16 protein-coding genes and 1 pseudogene are annotated in these 17,183 nt (G+C 68.3%); 10 read left to right on the forward strand and 7 right to left on the reverse strand.

Annotation, left to right across the window (positions count from 1 at the left end; genetic code table 11):
* Window positions 1-53: 53 nt before the first annotated feature.
* From ABZ434_RS20050 to ABZ434_RS20065, 4 genes are all read right to left on the reverse strand, one after another.
* Window positions 54-407 carry a PRC-barrel domain-containing protein gene (locus tag ABZ434_RS20050; RefSeq protein ID WP_359138321.1) on the reverse strand — a complete coding sequence of 118 codons (354 nt, stop codon included), beginning with the start codon at window positions 405-407 and terminating at the stop codon, window positions 54-56.
* A gap of 329 nt (window positions 408-736) precedes the next feature.
* Window positions 737-907 carry a hydrophobic protein gene (locus ABZ434_RS20055; protein ID WP_352126917.1) on the reverse strand — a complete coding sequence of 57 codons (171 nt, stop codon included), beginning with the start codon at window positions 905-907 and terminating at the stop codon, window positions 737-739.
* 101 nt (window positions 908-1,008) lie between these two features.
* Window positions 1,009-1,848 carry a GH25 family lysozyme gene (locus ABZ434_RS20060; RefSeq protein ID WP_359138580.1) on the reverse strand — a complete coding sequence of 280 codons (840 nt, stop codon included), beginning with the start codon at window positions 1,846-1,848 and terminating at the stop codon, window positions 1,009-1,011.
* Window positions 1,849-2,555: 707 nt separating this feature from the next.
* Entirely contained in the window at window positions 2,556-3,044 is a 489-nt protein-coding gene (locus ABZ434_RS20065) for a flavin reductase family protein (protein WP_359138326.1), read from the reverse strand.
* A gap of 202 nt (window positions 3,045-3,246) precedes the next feature.
* Between ABZ434_RS20065 and ABZ434_RS20070 the strand changes: the two genes are divergently transcribed.
* Window positions 3,247-3,765 carry an N-acetyltransferase gene (locus tag ABZ434_RS20070; RefSeq protein ID WP_359138582.1) on the forward strand — a complete coding sequence of 173 codons (519 nt, stop codon included), beginning with the start codon at window positions 3,247-3,249 and terminating at the stop codon, window positions 3,763-3,765.
* Window positions 3,766-3,948: 183 nt separating this feature from the next.
* Here the strand turns inward: ABZ434_RS20070 and ABZ434_RS20075 are convergent, their stop codons facing one another.
* Complete coding sequence (locus tag ABZ434_RS20075) at window positions 3,949-4,674, reverse strand: class I SAM-dependent methyltransferase (RefSeq protein WP_359138329.1); 726 nt, start codon at window positions 4,672-4,674, stop codon at window positions 3,949-3,951.
* 537 nt (window positions 4,675-5,211) lie between these two features.
* Between ABZ434_RS20075 and ABZ434_RS20080 the strand changes: the two genes are divergently transcribed.
* From ABZ434_RS20080 to ABZ434_RS20095, 4 genes are all read left to right on the forward strand, one after another.
* A complete protein-coding gene (locus ABZ434_RS20080; protein WP_136326921.1) occupies window positions 5,212-5,415 on the forward strand; it encodes a cold-shock protein in 204 nt (67 codons plus the stop codon).
* 130 nt (window positions 5,416-5,545) lie between these two features.
* A complete protein-coding gene (locus ABZ434_RS20085; protein ID WP_359138332.1) occupies window positions 5,546-5,944 on the forward strand; it encodes a hypothetical protein in 399 nt (132 codons plus the stop codon).
* A gap of 200 nt (window positions 5,945-6,144) precedes the next feature.
* Window positions 6,145-6,744, forward strand: a complete 600-nt coding sequence (locus ABZ434_RS20090; protein WP_359138335.1) for a hypothetical protein — start codon at window positions 6,145-6,147, stop codon at window positions 6,742-6,744.
* 109 nt (window positions 6,745-6,853) lie between these two features.
* Window positions 6,854-7,813, forward strand: coding sequence for an SDR family NAD(P)-dependent oxidoreductase (locus ABZ434_RS20095; protein WP_359138338.1), 960 nt, complete (start codon window positions 6,854-6,856; stop codon window positions 7,811-7,813).
* A 234-nt stretch (window positions 7,814-8,047) separates the two neighbouring features.
* Here ABZ434_RS20095 and ABZ434_RS20100 read toward each other — a convergent pair.
* A pseudogene (locus ABZ434_RS20100) lies at window positions 8,048-8,164 on the reverse strand (peptidase E); the annotation flags it as partial.
* A 177-nt stretch (window positions 8,165-8,341) separates the two neighbouring features.
* Here ABZ434_RS20100 and ABZ434_RS20105 point away from each other — a divergent pair.
* The 4 genes from ABZ434_RS20105 to ABZ434_RS20120 all read left to right on the forward strand — a co-directional run bounded on the left by ABZ434_RS20105 (window position 8,342) and on the right by ABZ434_RS20120 (window position 12,387).
* Complete coding sequence (locus ABZ434_RS20105) at window positions 8,342-10,501, forward strand: helix-turn-helix transcriptional regulator (protein WP_359138342.1); 2,160 nt, start codon at window positions 8,342-8,344, stop codon at window positions 10,499-10,501.
* 3 nt (window positions 10,502-10,504) lie between these two features.
* On the forward strand, window positions 10,505-11,059 hold the full coding sequence (locus ABZ434_RS20110; protein ID WP_359138345.1) for an XRE family transcriptional regulator: 555 nt from the start codon (window positions 10,505-10,507) through the stop codon (window positions 11,057-11,059).
* Between the two features lie 372 nt (window positions 11,060-11,431).
* A complete protein-coding gene (locus ABZ434_RS20115; protein WP_359138348.1) occupies window positions 11,432-11,812 on the forward strand; it encodes a VOC family protein in 381 nt (126 codons plus the stop codon).
* A gap of 119 nt (window positions 11,813-11,931) precedes the next feature.
* Entirely contained in the window at window positions 11,932-12,387 is a 456-nt protein-coding gene (locus ABZ434_RS20120; RefSeq protein ID WP_359138351.1) for an SRPBCC family protein, read from the forward strand.
* 66 nt (window positions 12,388-12,453) lie between these two features.
* On the opposite strand, the gene ABZ434_RS20125 is transcribed toward ABZ434_RS20120, so the two are convergent.
* Window positions 12,454-16,371: a glycoside hydrolase family 2 TIM barrel-domain containing protein gene (locus ABZ434_RS20125; RefSeq protein WP_359138354.1), complete on the reverse strand. Its 3,918-nt coding sequence runs from the start codon at window positions 16,369-16,371 to the stop codon at window positions 12,454-12,456.
* A 475-nt stretch (window positions 16,372-16,846) separates the two neighbouring features.
* On the opposite strand from ABZ434_RS20125, the gene ABZ434_RS20130 reads away from it, so the two are divergent.
* On the forward strand, window positions 16,847-17,176 hold the full coding sequence (locus ABZ434_RS20130; protein ID WP_359138356.1) for a DUF6422 family protein: 330 nt from the start codon (window positions 16,847-16,849) through the stop codon (window positions 17,174-17,176).
* The last annotated feature ends 7 nt before the right edge of the window (window positions 17,177-17,183 follow it).

Genomic DNA, 17,183 nt, shown 5'->3' on the forward strand with positions numbered 1-17,183 from the left:
GGGCCCGGCGGGAGTTTCCGGCCGGGCCACTTCCCGCTGGGGTGCGATGAACGTCAGGCGTGGCGGTGACTGTTGTAGTAGTCACCGACCTGCGCGTGATATCCGACGTCGCCTGTGTGCTTGTCCTTGTCGAACTCGGGGGAATGCTTGATCTGGTCCTTGGTCAGGTCGACGAAGATCCTTCGCTCGTCCGGTTCGACGCTGACCACGGTGCCGGCCGGAAGCAGGACGTGCTTTCCGAAGATCCAGAGGCCGGTGTCCACCACGAGGTACGAGGAGTTGACCTCGTCCGAGTGCTTGTCGACCTTCCCGATACTCCCGTCGGTGGCTTCGACCCTGTAACCCGTCAGGTCGGTGCCCGCGGTGAAGTTGGCGGCCGGCTGGTAGCCCCAGATGCTGTCACTCATGGAACGGCTCCTTCATAGAGATTTCTTCATTTTCCACTGATGCGGCCGTGGAGAATGCCGGCGTCCCCGGCAGTGGCGGTGACGCTCTCTCGAGAGTGCGCCTGCCCTGCATCCAGTGCCTCACGCATCCATGACCCGGGTGAATCGCGGTGAGCGGCAGGGGCCGGAGGCGCTGCACTGGAGGTCATGGTTCCTGCCGCGCCTCCGGCCTTGTGTTCGTATGCCCCGAGCCGCCGACATCATTTCTCCCGGCGCCGGGGCACGTGAAATGGGGTGGGGCACGGCGATTCGCCGCGCCCCACCCCATTTCATCGAGTGTTCAGTTGTCTCTACCAGCGATACCAGCGCCCCCGCTTGCCGCCGCCGGCTGCCGGTCGTATGACGAAGCCGAGAAGCCATACCACCAGCACGATGACGGCTATCCACCACAAGGCCTTCAGTGCGAAACCGGCCCCGAAGAGAAGCAGGGCGAGCAGGAGAACAAGAATGATGGGAACCATGGGTATCAACCTCCGAGACCTCAGGTGCCCCGGCTTCCTGACTCCATTCCCCCCGGAACGTCCGCGTTTCCTGCGGGAGGTGATGCGGAATCCGGAGGCCGTCAGGGAGTGTTGTTGGCCAGGGCCAGCAGACGGCTGCTGTCACCGCTGAACCGGTCGCGGTCCACCGCGCCGGAGATCCCGCTCACCGAGCCGGAATCGGTGTACTGCCAGAAGGTCCAGTAGGGGAAGCCGCTCGGGATGGAAGGGCTGGTCGCACTGGTCCAGTGCGCGACGAACAGAGGACTCCGGGCCGACATGCCGCTCCAGCCGCCGGTGCAGGTGTTCCACCAGCTCGGGCTGGTGTAGATGACGACGTCACGCCCGGTCCTGGCCTTGTACGTGTTGTAGAAGTCGAGGATCCACGACTGCATCGCCGAGGTCGACTTGCCGGAGCAGCCGCCTTCCAGGTCGAGCATGCCGGGCAGTGTCAGGTTGTCCCGCGACCAGGCTCCGCCGTTGCCGGCGAAGTAGTTCGCCTGCGCTGCGCCGCTGGAGAGGCTCGGGCGCGCGAAGTGATAGGCGCCGCGGATCACCTTCGCGTTGTAGGCGTGCAGGTAGTTGGCGCTGAATGTGGGGTCCTTGTACGTGGTCGACTCCGTGGCCTTGATGTAGGCGAAACTGATGCCTGCCGCCTTCACCGAAGACCAGTTGATCGTTCCCTGGTAGTGAGATACGTCGATGCCGGCCTGGGTGGCCTGAGTGGATACGCTGCCCTCGGCGCCGGATTCGATCTGCCGTGTGTCTGGCGCGAAGTTCTTTCCGTCCGTCAGGTATCCGGCGCCCATGTAGCCCTCCCCGAGGGGAATGGTGCTGCCGGGCGGCTTCGGCGCAGCAGCGGCTGTGCCCGACGAAACCGCGGGGAGGAGTGCCAGGACGAGGCTGAACACGCCGGCGACCATCAGCTTGTTCCGTGCGGGTCTGGAGTGGTGAATTCGAGACGACAACGCATTCCTCCTGGGTGATGGGGGTGGGTCTACTCGCGTAGCAGGCCAACGCGGGCCGACCGTCACCGTGGTTCCTGGATTGCGAACTTTCGGCTGTTCCGGAATACTCCCGCGTTTCGCAGAAGAATTCGGGGAGCCGTGCGGCACCTGTTTTCGGCGTGCCGACCTCACGCCTTGCGGTACAGAGCTACGAACCCGGTGAGGCTCGCTGCCCGGTGCGCCGAGGGCGAGCCTCCGGTGCGCTGTTCGGGTGAGCCCGGGCGCAGCCGCGATGCGGCACGAAGAGGCTGTTTGATGGGGACACGTCATGAGTGACGCACGCGGGTGGCGCTCGCGTAAAGGGGGTACGAGTCGCCCTCTGTGGTCTAGTCCAGTCGGGGGAGGGTGGAGCTGGGGCGATGCCGGTCGCCGGAAGGAAACTTTCATCCCCGTGAAAGTTCTTGCAGGGGGAGAGCTCCGCCATCCTGCCGGATCCGGGCCGCAACGGACCGGGCGTCCGAGTCCCGGATGGGGCGTACAGGGTGGCGCCTCGTACCACCCCGACGTCGGACGAGACCGAAGTCCATGTCGATGCCACCTCGCACGGGCACAAGGGTCTTCTCATGCACCTGGAACGAGAGCGTCCCGAGGGCGAAAGCCCTCCACGCGGCCGGGGCGTCCGGTCAGTCCACCGGGTGCCCCGGAGCGATGTCGAGGCCGTCAGCCAGAGACAGAAGGCGGAAGTCGTCTCCGCCGGGGTGCTCCGCCGTCTCCGGGACGAGGAGGAACCCGACATGGTCACCGCCGTCGACCCGGCTCTCGACGCGGCCGACGAACCACGCGGGTGCCTCGTCGAGGACCGGCACCCCACCCGGGCCCGGGTGCCAGGCGGTCCGCGTGAACTTGTCGGTCCTGTCGCCGGTCTCGCCGCCGAAGAGGCGGGCCAGGTGGCCCTGATCACGGCCCAGCAGGTGGACCGCGACGCGATCTGCGCGGGCGGCGACGCGATAGGTCCGGTTGGCCTTCGACAGCCACACGATGAACCGCGCCGGCCGGATCGAGCACTGGGATGCGAAGCCGACCAGGCATCCGGCTCGCTCACCGGCTGCTTCGGCGGTCACGACATACAGGGGATAGTCGAGGGCGTCGGTGAAAGGATCCAGGACGGTCACGTTTCTTGGCTCCTTGGCCGCGAGGTCGGCTGGTCACGTCAAAGGGTCTCGAGAGCATGCTATTTGAGCCCGAGACGGGGTCGTGGACCATTTCGGTCGGGCCCTCGGAGGTGAGTGGCCGTGCCTGCCGACAACCAGGGGGCCGGGAGCACCTTGTGGCGCGAGCACGGGCGGAAACGGCGTTGCATCCGGTGTGATCGCCATGGATGCTGGCTGGCCGGAGGCGATGAAGATGGTCAGCGTTGTGTTGAATCTGGCGGTGCGCGATCTGGTGCCCGCAGACCTCGCGGCATGCGGGTGGTCGGGGTCCGGGCACCATTTGGCCGTTGTCGCACAGCAGTTGGAGCGTGCCCGGCTGGGCGAGGTCGACTACCTCGCGGTCTGTACCCCCGCGGACATTCCCGTGGCAAAGGGGGGCGTCGACTACCGGGCCAAGGCGGGAGTGGGCACCCTCTGGCAGTTGGCAGTCCATCCGGCGTTGCAGTCGTGCGGGATCGGGACACTCCTCATCGAAGCCGCGGAACTCCGGATGAGGAGCCGCGGTCTGCTGCACGCCGAGCTCGGTGTGGAAGAGAGCAATCCCCGGGCCCGATCGCTGTACGAGCGCCTCGGCTATGTCGCGTACGACCGCCGCCCGGACTCGTGGGACGAACAGGCGCCGGACGGATCGCTGCGACGCTACGAAACGATGTGCACGCTGATGCGCAAGGAACTTTCGTAGACGCGGCCACCCGATGGCCCGGCCCACGAACGCGTGCCCCGGACCGTCGACCCGCCACTCTTACGTCCGGGGCGAGGCCTTCCGCGGATGTGTCGCGCAGGAAGCTGTCGCTACGTACGGGCACGGGGCGTAACCGCAGCTCAGGTAGCGTGATGCAGTACTACCGGGGCGCAGCACCGATGATCACGGCCGACGGGCCAGGAAGACGAACTCCCGTCCCGGCCGGTCGGGGGCATCGCGGACGGCCTCCACCACGTACCCCTGCGCGACCAGGTCCCGCTCGACCTCCTCCCGCTCCCGGAAGCGCAACGTCGAATCCGACATGAGCACCTGCCCGTCCGCCCGGAACCCGTAGGTCCAGCGGAATGTCACCAGCGGCCCACTGACCTCGACCAGCTCGACCCAGCTCTCGACCGGGCCGGCGGCCGGGGTCTCCGTCACGCGGTAGGAGTTCTCCCGGGTCCACTCCTCCCAGGCGCGAGCGGCCGGGTCCCGGGTCTCGAATACGAGGCGCCCGCCGGGGCGCAGCGCTTCGGAGGTCTTTCGGAGCGTCCTCTCCCACGCGTGCGGATCCGCGATGGCCTGGGCGACGTTCGCTGTCATCGTCGCGAGATCGACCTGCATCGGGGGAAGGCTCGTCGCATCACCATGGATCCATCGCACCCGTTCACCGTCAGGTTTGGCCCGGGCGATATCGAGGGATGCCAAGGCCGGATCGACCCCGATGACCTCGACGCCGCGGCCGGCCAGGAGAAGTGCGAACACCCCTGTTCCGCAGCCGATGTCCAGTACTCGGTGCGCCCCGACCTCTGCCGCGATCCTGAGGTATTCGGCCAGATCCGTGCGGTCGGGGTCGAGCAGATCGTAGAGTGCGGCGAGTCGCGGATGGGCGAAGCAGTCGTCAGCCATGCGTGCGAACGTACGCAGAGCCGGAAGCGGTCAGCCACCGGGTTTTCGCCCGAGGAATGCCGACGCCGTACTTCAGAGCTGCGGCACAAGCACCGCCAGGGCCGGACGTCGCCACCCCTCGACCGCGCACCAGGCCGGCGCCCGGCCACGTGGCCTGTCGGCCCAGGCCCGCCCCGCGTCTTCGGGTCAGGAACCGACTGCGGCACGCCGGCGCCCGAGGCGCCGGCGAAGGCCACGCCCGCGCCCCAGCACGAGCCGGTCGACGGCGCCCGGTTCTCGCTGTGCCGACTCCCTCGGTACGGCCCCGCGGCCCCTACGGCGGACCCATTTCCGGACGCTGTCGCGGTGATCCCGCCACCCGACCCTCGGCAACACTCCGTCAATCTCTGGTGGCAGCGGGCTTCGGCATGTAGCGTCTTTTCCAGATGCCGTGGTTCCCCAGCTGCCCGCGCTCCGCCGCGGGCGCTTTGCTGTGCGGGGCCAGGGCATTCGCGGATCCGTGTGGTGCGGATCCTGGAACGAACGAAAGGCACCGGCATGGCCAGCGGAACCGTCAAGTGGTTCAACGCCGAAAAGGGTTTCGGCTTCATTCAGCAGGACGGCGGCGGGCCGGACGTCTTCGCGCACTACTCGAACATCAACGCCACCGGCTTCCGTGAGCTCCAGGAGGGGCAGGCGGTGACCTTCGACATCACGCAGGGCCAGAAGGGCCCGCAGGCGGAGAACATCACGTCCGCCTGACCTCAAGGGTGACGCGGGCCGTCGGAGCACGCTCCGGCGGCCCGCCAGGTGTTCAGGGCCCTTGCCCGACGCCGGATCCGCGTGACGAATGCGCGGGTCACACGAGCCCTCGATCTGCACAATAGGCGGCATGCCGCGCATCTTGTGTGATCATTGCCGACGTCCGCTCACCGCCCCGGTCACCAAGGTGAAAGCGCCGCCGCCGGTCCCGATGTCGGACATCCCGGGCGTCCGGACGCGTCCGGAGCGCGTGGCCCGCGGAACCTATGCCCCGAATCTGCAGCCGCGCGAGTTCAGCGACGATGTACCTGGCTTCATCGTGCACCCCACCGACGCCATCGGTACTGAACGGCATCCCGACCCCATGCGCTCGATCGGCTGCTGCCAGGGCCCGGCCGGAAGCGGCGGCACGAACCTCGTGTGCGGTGGCTGCGGAGCCGAAGTCGCCACCCGACAAGGGGATTGTCATACGCAGAACCAGGTGACCTTCGAAACTGCCGCGGTCTGCCTCTGTTTCTCCGACGACTGATCACCGGTCCCGAGGGCATCGGACGGAACGCTCGGGTACGGCCGGTGTCATGTCGCAGCGCTCGGCACAGATCAGCCGAACTCCGCGCCCACGCTCCCTCGGCCGGGGAAGTGGTCACCCCCCATGTGCACGCGGCCCCCGCCGCGGGCCGTCACAAGCTGATCGCTCCCGTCGATGGGGCACCCGTAGTATCGGCGTTCATGGGATCGCACCTTGACGGATTGATCGAGATACGCCCTGCGGGCGGGGAATGGGAGATGGCGGTCGATCTGCTCGACTTCGGCCTCGGCAAGGCGCGAGACGCCGGCGAGTGCTTGTTCGGCTACAGCGCCGGCCTCGGGTTGGAGAGGGCGCTCTTCGACCTGCGGGGGTGGCCGGAGGACGCATGCGACGAGGTGCCGAAGAAATGCGACGAACTGAACCATGGCCACTCGTACGCGACGTGGGCCGAGGTTGCGGCAGTCGACTGGGACGCGCCGCTCTGCGACGGCCCCGACGACAACCGCTTGGGCGAGTGGCGGCCGGGACCGGACGGCGAAATGGTCCTGCACGACGTCGTCTGGGCGCCGATCGAAGTGCTCGATGCGGCCGAGGAGCTCTTCGGCGAGGACCTGTCCCCGTCCGGCTGGCCGCCGGGCGGTGAGGTCGGCCTGAACGGCTCCGTGTACCGGCCGGTGGTCCTCACAGCCGGGATGTTTGTCCCGCCGGACGGCAGCTGGGCACCGGTGTGGGCATCGATGTGCACGCTGGCGGCTGAGCACGGGGACGAGAACGTCCGCATGGTGGTCTGGTTCGGCTGAGCCGCCGCGCGCTCCCGCTTGCCGGGCAGAGCCGGGCCCGGCCGCAGAGACAACCAGCGCACAGAACGCTCTTGACTTAGAGCGCGATCCAGCACCTAGCGTCACCCTCATGACGACACCTCAGCACAAGATCGGATCGGGTTTCGGCGCTCGGAGCACCACGGATGACGTCCTGAGCGGGATCGACCTGTCCGGCAGCACAGCGATCGTCACGGGTGGCTACTCGGGACTCGGCCTGGAGACGACCCGTGCCCTGGCAGCTGCCGGTGCTCGCGTCATCGTCCCCGCCCGGCGACCGGCAGCCGCCCAGAAGGCAATCGAGGACATCGGCAACGTCGAGACCGACGACCTAGACCTGTCCGATCTCGCAAGCGTCCGCGGATTCGCCGAGCGCTTCCTGGCCTCGGGCCGGGAGGTCGACATCGTGATCAACAGTGCCGGGATCATGGCCTGCCCCGAGACGAGGGTCGGCCCGGGGTGGGAGGCGCAGTTCGCCACCAACCACCTCGGTCACTACGCGCTGATCAATCACCTCTGGCCGGCGATCGTCCGGGGTGGCGCACGTGTGGTCGCCGTGTCCTCGGGCGCCCATGGCATGGGCGTGCGCTGGGACGACCTGCACTTCGAGCGAGGCTACGACCGATGGGAGGCGTACGGGCAGGCGAAGGCGGCGAATGTGCTGTTCGCGGTGCAACTCGACGCGCTCGGCCGCGACGCCGGAGTGAGAGCGTTCGCGGTGCACCCGGGCAGCATTCTCACCCCTCTGCAGCGTCACCTCGCGAAGGCGGAGATGGTCGACGCGGGCTGGATCGACGAGAACGGCGCCCCGGCCGATCCCACCTTCAAGAGACCGGGGCAGGGCGCGGCGACGCAGGTATGGGCGGCGACGTCCCCCCAGTTGGTGGACATGGGCGGCGTGTACTGCGAGGACTGCGACGTGGCCGAGCCGGCGGGCGACGGCACGGAAGGCGGCGTGCACTCACACGCGACCGACCCCGAGCAGGCCGCGCGCCTTTGGGCCCTGTCGGCCGAGCTGACGGGCGTGGACGCCTTCGCGGCGGCGCTCTAGCGAGGACGTCCAGGTCGATGGTGGTTGTGGCCGGGCGGGCATGATGCCCGGTGAGCATCCTCGTCGCCTGGCAGGAGGGCGTCGTGCTCAGCGGGGTCGGCGCGGGATCCATCTGCTGGGTCGGAGGAGGCGCGACCGACTCGTCGGCCCGGTAGTGCGCCCGCGCACGAACGCTCTCGGATTTTCTGCCCAACGGCAACGGGGTGCACTACGACGTCGACGAAGGGCGGCGGCCGGGACCTCTGCCACCGCCTCCACCAGGTCCGTTCCGCGGTACACCAGGCCCACCCCGTCATCGGCGCAGTGAGAGGTCGGCGTGGTGCCCTCCGCCACGAGCCGATGAATCAGGGGCACCACGGTCCTCCGAGGCACCAGGCGCTTCCTGTGCAGGGCGGGGTCCGGCACAAGTGTTCTGCCACAAGCCGCCCGTTCCTGATCGAGTACGCGCAATGGCCGCACATTGTGCGGCGAAAGTTCGCTTGGTGGATTCTATGGGGTAGCGTCAAAGGGTGATCGGGGAGGTTTCTGGTGTCTGAACTGTTTGACGCGGTCGATGCTCTCATCGCGGACCACTCACCCCTGCCGCCGCCACAGGAACGGGAGCGGCTGCGCAAGGCTCACGGCCTGACACAGGAACAGGTCGCCGCCGCACTGGGCGTGCGGCGGGCGACCGTGGTGAGCTGGGAGAACGGCAGGACGGAGCCCCGCCCGCCGCAACGTGAGGCTTACGCCCGGCTGGTGAACAAGCTTGCCGAGCTGTACCCGGCCGCCCCTTCTTCCACCCCCGAACCCGACGCGGCACCGGTTGTTCTGGAGCCCCCGGCAGCCGGACCGCCCACTCCCGCCGTTCCCGCCCATGCTTCCGGCGCGGCGCTCACGGCCGAAGCCATCGGCGCCGCGGTCTCCTCCACCACTCCGCCCGCCCCTGATCCCACCACGGCCACGCATACGGTTCCACGACGTTCCGTACCCGCGAGGACCACCCCCTCTCAGGCGGGGACTGATCAGCGCTACGAGAACGGTCCACTGGCCGTCATCGACGTCGAGGACGGACACATTTCGGCGTACTGCGTCGACGGGCTCGTCCTGGACGTGCCGGCCAAGTCCGTACCCGCCCTCGTCGAGTGGGCGCTGCGTGAGGCGAAGCTGGGGGCTCCCCGCCTGAGCCGCAACGGCAAGGACGCCGACCCCCTGATCGTCCTGACCGGCGCCGCGTGCGAACGCTACGGACTGCCCCTTCAGCTCAGTGACGAGGAACGCTTGGCAGGGCGGCTCCCGGACGGCCACAGGGTGATCCAGCAGTTGTCCAAGGCGAACTGGCAGCTCACCCGCCGCGGTTTCGGCCCCTGGGCCCGTATCTACCGACCCGCCCAGGGCGGCAGGCGTGCCTGCGTCCAGCTGTGCATCCCGTCATGGAACGCGCTCGACGCACGCAGCTGGGGTGATGCCGGGCAGCTTCCGGCCCCCGAGCTCGCACGTCTGCTCGGCACCTACGCCACCCGCGTGATCACACCTCGCGGATCCACGGCCGTCACCGGTCTGGAGCTGATGACCGCACTGCACCCGCCCACCAGGGCAGGCGACCCCGACGAGGCAGGCAAGCGGCACAGCGAACACAACCCCGGCTCCCTGGGCAAGGATCCGGTGGACTGCGCCCCGTGCGAAGCACCTGACGGGCACCCGCTCCTGGCCGGTCTGCCCCGCTTCCACGAGCGCACCCCGGACCAGATGCTGATGGAGGAGGCCTACGACTGGGCGCGCCCGCTCACCGACGAAGAGTGCACCAGGCGGTACGTGGTCGGCATCGACGTCAACATGGCCTTCGCCGCTGCCGCCAACGGCACCACCGTGGGCCTGGGAGCACCCACCTACGTCCGTCGCCCCGCCTTCGACCCGAAACTGCCCGGGTCCTGGCTCGTCGACCTCTCCCACATCGAGCTCGGCGACCGGCTTCCCTCGCCCTTCACCCCCCGCGGTGAACGCCCCGCCGGGCCCGCGTGGTACGCGACGCCGACCGTCGCCTATGCCGTCGAACTCGGATACCGGGTCACGCCGGCCGAGGCCTACCTGCGCTACGAGAACGGCCGCTACCTCGACGGCTGGTACAACCGCCTCCGCGACGCCTACGTCGCGACGATGGCCGACCTCGGCGTCACCGCCGACCTCTCCCCGGCCGACTTCCTGACGGCGATGGACGGCTACCGCCTGCGCGACCCGCAGATGGCGATCGTCCTGACCGCGGTGAAGGCCACGGTCAAGGGCGGCATCGGAAAGCTTCGCGAGCGCCCCCGGGGCGAGGGCTGGAAACCCGGTCAGCCGTGGCGCGCCCTGTCCCGGCCCACCTGGCGTCCCGACATCCGCGCCGCGGTCATCTCCAAGGCCCGCATCAACATGCACCGCAAGATGCGTAAGGTCGCCGACGCCACGGGCCAGTACCCGATCGCGGTCCTCTCCGACTGTGCCGTCTATGCCAGTGACGGCCCGAGCCCTCTCGACTTCCTTCCCTACGAAGACGGCAAGCCGCTGCCTGGAGGCTTCCGCCTGGGCGTAAGTCCCGGCATGGTCAAGCACGAAGGCACCCAGACGACCTTGTGGGCCGAGAGCATCCACGAGGAACACGGCCACAACGAGAACATCGCGCGGTATGTCAAGGACGGCCACGTCACCCGCGCCGACAACGGGAAGTAACCGATGGGAAAGCTCGCCGACGGACTCGACAAGGCCGTCCACGAAGCGTTCACCCGCCCGATCCCGAAGTCGGCCGGGGCACGCATGCGCTACCTCGTCAGGCAGCTCAAATCCACCGGAGCCGCAGCCCGGCAGCTGGGGATCAGCCAGCGCACGGTCGAGCGATACGTGAAGGACCAGATCAGAACACCGCGCAGAGACCTTGCCACGCGCCTGGAGCGCGAGGTCGCCGCACGATGGCAGCCCCAGATCCGCGCCCAGGCCAAGCGGAAGGCCGCCACCACCGACGGCATCGTCATCGACACCCGTGCACGCTTCGGCTACACCGCAGCCCCCGGCTCCACCGATGACGCCCGGCTACGCCATCTCACCGTCGCCCTCCCTCCCGCCTACGCCGCCCGCCTCTTCGAAGCACGCGACCAGGGGGCCGGCGAGGCGCAACTCCAGCACATCGCGGCCGAAGCACTGCAGGAGACCTATTTCAAGGACGGCGGCCGCCGGGCATCCGGGCTCCTGGTGCAGTACACCGACGTAGAACACATCGAGTTCGGCCTGTAAGGGCTGCCCCGCAATTCCTGGCGGGCGCACGACGACAGCTGCGGCACCTCGCCGCGTTGTCGGAACGCCCGAATGCGTCCAGCAGGCGGGCGCCTCTCCGCCTTGCGATGCACCGCATCCGACGCCGCGCGCTGATCCACCAGCAAGTGCGGGACAGCCCTTGGGCGCAGCCGCATGGCGACCGGCTGCCGTCCACAACGGTGCAGGTGGAGGCGGACGAACTGCTCCTGAGGCGCGAAACGGTCTCCCGGATCACTGGTGCACCGCACCGGCCCTCGACTTCATTCGGCCGGGCCCGGGTGTGCTGCCTTCGGACGCGGGTAGGCGAACGACGTCCCGAGCCCGGATGCCCGCAACCACAGGAGGATGGCCATGGCGGTGCCGAAGACGAGCGTGCTGGTCCTGGACTGCGCGGAGCCGAAGGAACTCGCCGACTTCTACGCCGTGTTGCTCAACGCGGAAGTCCATATCGGTGACGAGCCAGACTTGGTCGAGGTCGTCGGCAACAGAGGGGTGCACCTCGCAATCCGCAGAGATCGCGGTTTTGCGCCGCCCAGTTGGCCGCGGCCCGATGATTCCCAGCAGGCTCATCTGCGGATTCTGGTGGCCCGCGAGGACATGGACGAGGCGGAGCGCGAGGTCGTCGGTCTCGGCGCACGTCCCCTGGACACGAAGAACAACGGGGGCGCCCGTGACGCGCGCCTCTACTCCGATCCTGCCGGGCACCCCTTCACGCTGGCCACACCAGGCTGATCCCCCTACAGGAGCCCCGGGCAGTAGGCGTCCGGGCACGCTGTGCGGGACAAGCCTCTCCGAGCCCGCGCAGAACCTACGAACGAATCAAGAGAACGCGAACCTACGAAGGAGTCCTCATGTCCTCCTCGATCGTCGAGACCGTAGATATGAAGGCCCCGGTGGCCGTCAGCTGGGCACTGTGGAGTGATGTGACGCGGTGGCCCGAATTCCTGAGCCATGTCCAGCGGGTCGATCCGCTGGACGAACGCCGGTTCGCCTGGCAGCTCGCCCTGCCAGGGGTCGACAAGAATTTCGTCGCTGAACTCACCGAAGTCGTGGCGCAGGACCGGATCGCCTGGAAGACGACGGAGGGCGTCCATCACGCCGGCGTCGTCACCTTCCACCGGCTGGGCGACGATACGAGCCGGCTGACGCTGCAGATCGAGTACGACCCCCAGGGATTCGTGGAGCACCTGGGTGCCCTCACCAATCTGGACTCGGTCCTGGCCAACTACGACCTCGGTGAGTTCCAGAAGCTGGCCGAGCGGACCGCCGCGGGAGAGACGCCCCTGGGCGGGTCACACCCGGGGTGATCCGCGCCTGGAGCCGGGGCGGCAGGCGCGGATGCCCGGCGGTGGCGGACGGCTCCGCCCCGGCACCTACCGCATCGGCCCGCCCACTGCCGAGGCCCGGCGGGGCAGGCTCGAAGCGTCCCGCACATCCGTGAGGGGGCGCAGCCGGTACGTGTACGCGTAGTCCCGGTCGGCGAGCAGCTTGTACGCGTCGTGCGTATGGGCGCCCCAGCTGTTGTCGCCGCCGACGCCCATCTGCCGGTGGTTGACGCGCAGGATCACCTCGTCACGGGGTGTCAGCTGGTAGTCGTGGCGGGCTCCTACGGACAGGTCCTCCGGTGTGAAGTGGGAGGCGTTCACTTCCAGGAGTCCGTCGCCGCTGACGAGCAGGCCGCGACCATGCCGGTCGGTGAGCGCCGCCCAGCGTACGTCGGTCTTGTTCCCGTTCTCCTGCGGCCGCAGGTACGGGCTCCACTGCCCGGTGACGGTTCCTGACCAACGCCCCACGTCCGTACCGTCCTTGCGGTCCCAATGGTTCTCCTCGGGGCCGCGACCGTAGTAGTCGAGCCGCTCCAGGGCCGCGGGAAGGCGCAGGATCGTGCCGACCTCGGGGAGGTAGGGGAGGGTCGGCGCGCCCGGGGCGAGGGTGTTGTCGACCTTGATCTCGCCGTTGCCGAAGACAGTGAAGGTCGTGGTGTAAGCCGAGGCGGTACTCGTCGGCAGCGTCCCCCTCACCGCGATTTCGACCGCCCGTCCATCGAGTCCGCGCACCGTCACATCGGTCACCTTGCGCCGGGCACCCGCGTCCCGCCAGGTCTGGTTGCGGGTGTGCTGACCGTTGCCGTGGTCGTTGTCGGTCGGGGCACGCCAGAAATTGGGGACCGGCCCGGAGACGAGGAGCTTCGTACCGGCTGCCTCGTAAGATGTGATGATCCCGGTCGACTTGTCGATGACCACTTCGAAGTCGGCGCCGGTGACGGTGACATCGCGGTCACCGCTCGCGTACGCCAGCTCCGGCACGTCGGTGGACGGCACCGGCGCGGTCCTGGGGCCGGCCCCGCCGAGGGGCAGCTGCACCCGTGCCACCTCGAAGCCCTCGGCGGCCCATGGCGTGCGTTCCTTCGTCGTGAAGGACAACTGGAGGAAATATTCGACTCCGGGGTCAGCGCTGTCGGGCAGTCGCACCGGCAGCGTGATGGTCTTCTCCGTCATCGGTGCCACGTCGAGTTGCTCCCGGCTGAATCTGCCCTGCCGCACCGTCTCGCCGTCGGCGGACAGTTCCCACGTACCGTTGTAGGCACGCAGGTTGGTGAAGAGGTTCTCGTTCGTGAGGGTGATCTCACCGGGCGCGGCGTCGTCTGCGCGGGCCGCATGGATGGTCTGGTAGATCCGTTTGACCTCGGCCGCCTTGCCGGTGTGGCGGCGGTCGGGCAATACGATGCCATCGCCGGCGAAGGCGCCGTCGTTGGGGTTGTCGCCCCAGTCGCCACCGTAGGCGTGGAAGGTCTTCGCCCGGGCCTTCTTCTGCTCGTACCGAACAGTCCGCGCGTCGAACCAGAAGCGCACGCCGTCGTCGCCGGGGCCCCGCCCGGCGTCAGCGAGTTCGGCGCTCTTCAGGGCACGCGCGTAGACACGGGCCCGGCGGATCGTGCCGCTGAACTCCCGGGTCGGGTTGTCGACTTCTCCGGCGAGCGAAAGCGGTGCGGTATTGCTGCTGGGCCTCTGGGCGGTGCTCCTCGTGGCCTTGGCCTCACCATCCACGTACAGGGTCAGCGTTCCCGCGTCCGCATCGAAGACGCCCGCGACGTGATGTTCCTTGCCCGTCCAGCCGTCGTCCGGAGTCGTCCAGGAAACAGCGATCCACTGCCCGCTCGCGTAGATGTAGAACTCCAGGCCCTTGTCGGCCTGTTTCAGCGCGTACTGGGTGTCCCCCTTCGCCAGGATCGGCTGGTGGAAGCCGCGGACGCGCGGGGTCAGCCAGGCCTCCAGGGTGAGCGAGCCGGTCAGGTCGAGCCGGTCGTCACGCGCGAAGACGGTCGCGCCGCTCACACCGTGCTCATGGCTGAACGAGCCGGACGGATTGATGACCTCGCCCTTCAGGCCCGCCGGACCGGTCTCGATGAGCATCTTGCGCGTCGGGGTGGGCCAGGTGAGTGCCTGGTCGACGAAGTCCCAGATCCAGCCGCCCTGCAGGACGTCATAGCGGCGGATGACGTCCCAGTACTCCTTGAAGTTGCCTGTCGAGTTCCCCATCGAGTGGGCGTACTCGATCATCACGTAGGGCCGGGTGTCGGACGTGTCCTTCGCCCTGGCCTCCACCCGGCTGGGTGATTCGTACATCCTGGAGCGGATGTCGCTGGTGGCGGGGCCGTCGTCGCCCTCGTACTGGATGACGCGGGTCGGATCGTAGGAGCGGATCCAGTCGTGCATGGCGCGGAAGGAGGAGCCCGAGCCGGCCTCGTTGCCCAACGACCAGATGACGACGCAGGCATGGTTCTTGTCGCGGTGCACCATGTTCTGCGCACGGTCCACACATGCCTCGGTCCAGTCGGCCCGGTCGGCCGGGTACTGGTCGCGGATGCCGTGCGTCTCCAGGTTGGTCTCGCCGACGAGATAGAGACCGTACTCGTCGGCGAGTTCGAGCCAGAGCGGGTTGTTGGGGTAGTGGGAGGTGCGGACCGAGTTGATGTTCAGCCGCTTGATCAGCGTGATGTCGTCGACCAGGTCGGCGCGGCTGAGAGCTGAACCGCGCTCCGGATGCATCTCGTGACGGTTGGTTCCACGGAAGGTGACCGGCCGGCCGTTGATACGCATCAGCCCGTCCGTGAGCGCGAACTCGCGCAGACCGATCCGGTGCGAGAGTATCTCCACGATCCTGCCGGAGGGATCGCGGAGCTGGATGACGGCGGTGTACAGATACGGGTCCTCGGCGGACCACAGGCGCGGTGAGGGAACGGACCTGACGGCCTTGCTGATGGCCTCGCCCTCGGCCGGTGAGGGGCGCCCGGCGAGCGGACGCGACCACACCGCGTGCCCCTCGGCGTCGTACAGCTGCGTCTCGACCGAGTAGGCCGCTGCGTCCGCGTTTCCCGTGTAGTCCCGTACATGCGCGGTGACGGACAGGTCGGCACTCGTGAACCCGTCCCCGAGGGGGGTGTCGATCTTGAAGTCCCGCACGTGGACGCCGGGCGTCGAGTACAGGTAAACCGACCGGAAGATGCCGCTCAGCCGGATCATGTCCTGGTCCTGGAGCCAGTCGCCGTCGGAGTAGCGGTAGACCTCGACGGCGATCTGGTTGGTGCCGTCCTTCAGGTACGGGGTGATGTCGTACTCGGCCGGGGTGTACGAGTCCTCGTGGTAGCCGGTCAAGTGGCCGTTGATCCACACGTAGTGGGCCGCCTTGACTCCCTCGAAGTGCAGGAACGTGCGCCGACCGGCCCAGCCCTTCGGCACGGTGAAGGTGCGACGGTACTGGCCGACGGGGTTGTACCGGGTCGGCGCGGCCGGCGGCTGGGCGTCCTCGCCGAGGCCGTTGGGCCCCCACCACGGGTAGGTGATGTTGACGTAGATCGGATAATCGTGACCGTGCAACTGCCAGGCGGAGGGGACCGGGGTGTTCTCCCAGGCGGAGTCGTCGAGGTCGGTCCGGTAGAAGTCGGCCTTCTTGTCGGCGGGGCGGTCCACATAGGCGAACTTCCATGTCCCGTCGAGGCTCCGACGCCACGGGGACGTGGTGCGGTCGGCGGTGAGGGCCTGCTTGAGATTCGCGTACGGCATGAGCGTGGCGTGCGCCGGCTCGGTGCCGAGCCGGAAGAGGTCGATGTGCCCGTTCCACTCGTCGCCGGCGGCCGGGACGTCGCCGTCGGCGCCGAATGCGCGGGAGACCGGGGGTGCCCCGGCCAGAACGAGGCCGCCGAGCACGGCGGCGCTCGCTTCGAGGAGGCGGCGACGGCTCACGTATCCGTGATGGGGGCGAGAGTGGGGGGACGAGTTCGGGTGGGCCATGACAGGGCCTTCCTAGTGCGCCAGGACGTGCAACTGGTGTGACGGGTGACACCTGTTGAAACGTGCCCACCCTAGAAAGGGAACACAACCGACACAATGATGACGTCAGATTTTGTTGCTTTCTGGCGGCAAGTTTGGACGGAACGGCCTAAGAACCTCTGCCGGACGGCCCTTCGGGGTCGCTCGTCGGCGTGGTTCTGCCGGGCAGCATGGGACGACGGACGTTGGCCGGGCCTTGGTGTCGCGAGCTGAATGCCGCTGATTTCACGCTCGCTCTCCGGTCCGCCGCTGACTTGGATACCCGGCACAGTGACGCGAGCTGTTGCAGCGTCAGGTTCGTCCGCTCGTATGACCGCCACCAGCAGGGCACGGTCCACCCGCTGTTCGTTCTCCTGGCCCCCTTTCGGATGGGCGGGAGGAACCTCGCGGGCGCGCCACGAGGGTTCGGTCCGCGATCCCTGGTAGGACGGCAGCCGTGACCTGGAACGACAGAACGAAACCGCAGAACCAGACCCTGGCCGGGGCCGGGGCCCTGCTCATCGAAGCGCGCCGCAAGGCCGCGGAACTCGTACGCGCCTCGGGCGCGGACCTGTCCCCCGAGGAACGCGACTGGGTCGGCCGCCCCTGCATGGCCGCACTGGACCCCCCGCCGACCCCGCACTTCTGCGGCTGCGGAGAGTACGGCGGCTCGGGCGGCGAAGAACCCTGCCTGAACACCTGGACCGACTTCACCGGCCCGGACTTCGGCCATGGATCGCCCACCAGGACCTGCGAGCACACGGAATCCGAGCACGCCCAGATCTGACCCATGA

It is taken from the genome of Streptomyces sp. NPDC005761 (genome assembly GCF_040630635.1).
GTDB lineage: Bacteria > Actinomycetota > Actinomycetes > Streptomycetales > Streptomycetaceae > Streptomyces.

Excerpts from the sequence above, each read along its gene's own strand:
- ABZ434_RS20050 (WP_359138321.1), bottom strand. The coding sequence starts at position 407 with ATGAGTGACAGCATCTGGGGCTACCAGCCGGCCGCCAACTTCACCGCG.
- ABZ434_RS20055 (WP_352126917.1), bottom strand. The coding sequence starts at position 907 with ATGGTTCCCATCATTCTTGTTCTCCTGCTCGCCCTGCTTCTCTTCGGG.
- ABZ434_RS20060 (WP_359138580.1), bottom strand. The coding sequence starts at position 1,848 with ATGGTCGCCGGCGTGTTCAGCCTCGTCCTGGCACTCCTCCCCGCGGTT.
- ABZ434_RS20070 (WP_359138582.1), top strand. The coding sequence starts at position 3,247 with ATGGATGCTGGCTGGCCGGAGGCGATGAAGATGGTCAGCGTTGTGTTG.
- ABZ434_RS20075 (WP_359138329.1), bottom strand. The coding sequence starts at position 4,674 with ATGGCTGACGACTGCTTCGCCCATCCGCGACTCGCCGCACTCTACGAT.
- ABZ434_RS20080 (WP_136326921.1), top strand. The coding sequence starts at position 5,212 with ATGGCCAGCGGAACCGTCAAGTGGTTCAACGCCGAAAAGGGTTTCGGC.
- ABZ434_RS20085 (WP_359138332.1), top strand. The coding sequence starts at position 5,546 with ATGCCGCGCATCTTGTGTGATCATTGCCGACGTCCGCTCACCGCCCCG.
- ABZ434_RS20090 (WP_359138335.1), top strand. The coding sequence starts at position 6,145 with ATGGGATCGCACCTTGACGGATTGATCGAGATACGCCCTGCGGGCGGG.
- ABZ434_RS20095 (WP_359138338.1), top strand. The coding sequence starts at position 6,854 with ATGACGACACCTCAGCACAAGATCGGATCGGGTTTCGGCGCTCGGAGC.
- ABZ434_RS20110 (WP_359138345.1), top strand. The coding sequence starts at position 10,505 with ATGGGAAAGCTCGCCGACGGACTCGACAAGGCCGTCCACGAAGCGTTC.
- ABZ434_RS20115 (WP_359138348.1), top strand. The coding sequence starts at position 11,432 with ATGGCGGTGCCGAAGACGAGCGTGCTGGTCCTGGACTGCGCGGAGCCG.
- ABZ434_RS20120 (WP_359138351.1), top strand. The coding sequence starts at position 11,932 with ATGTCCTCCTCGATCGTCGAGACCGTAGATATGAAGGCCCCGGTGGCC.
- ABZ434_RS20125 (WP_359138354.1), bottom strand. The coding sequence starts at position 16,371 with ATGGCCCACCCGAACTCGTCCCCCCACTCTCGCCCCCATCACGGATAC.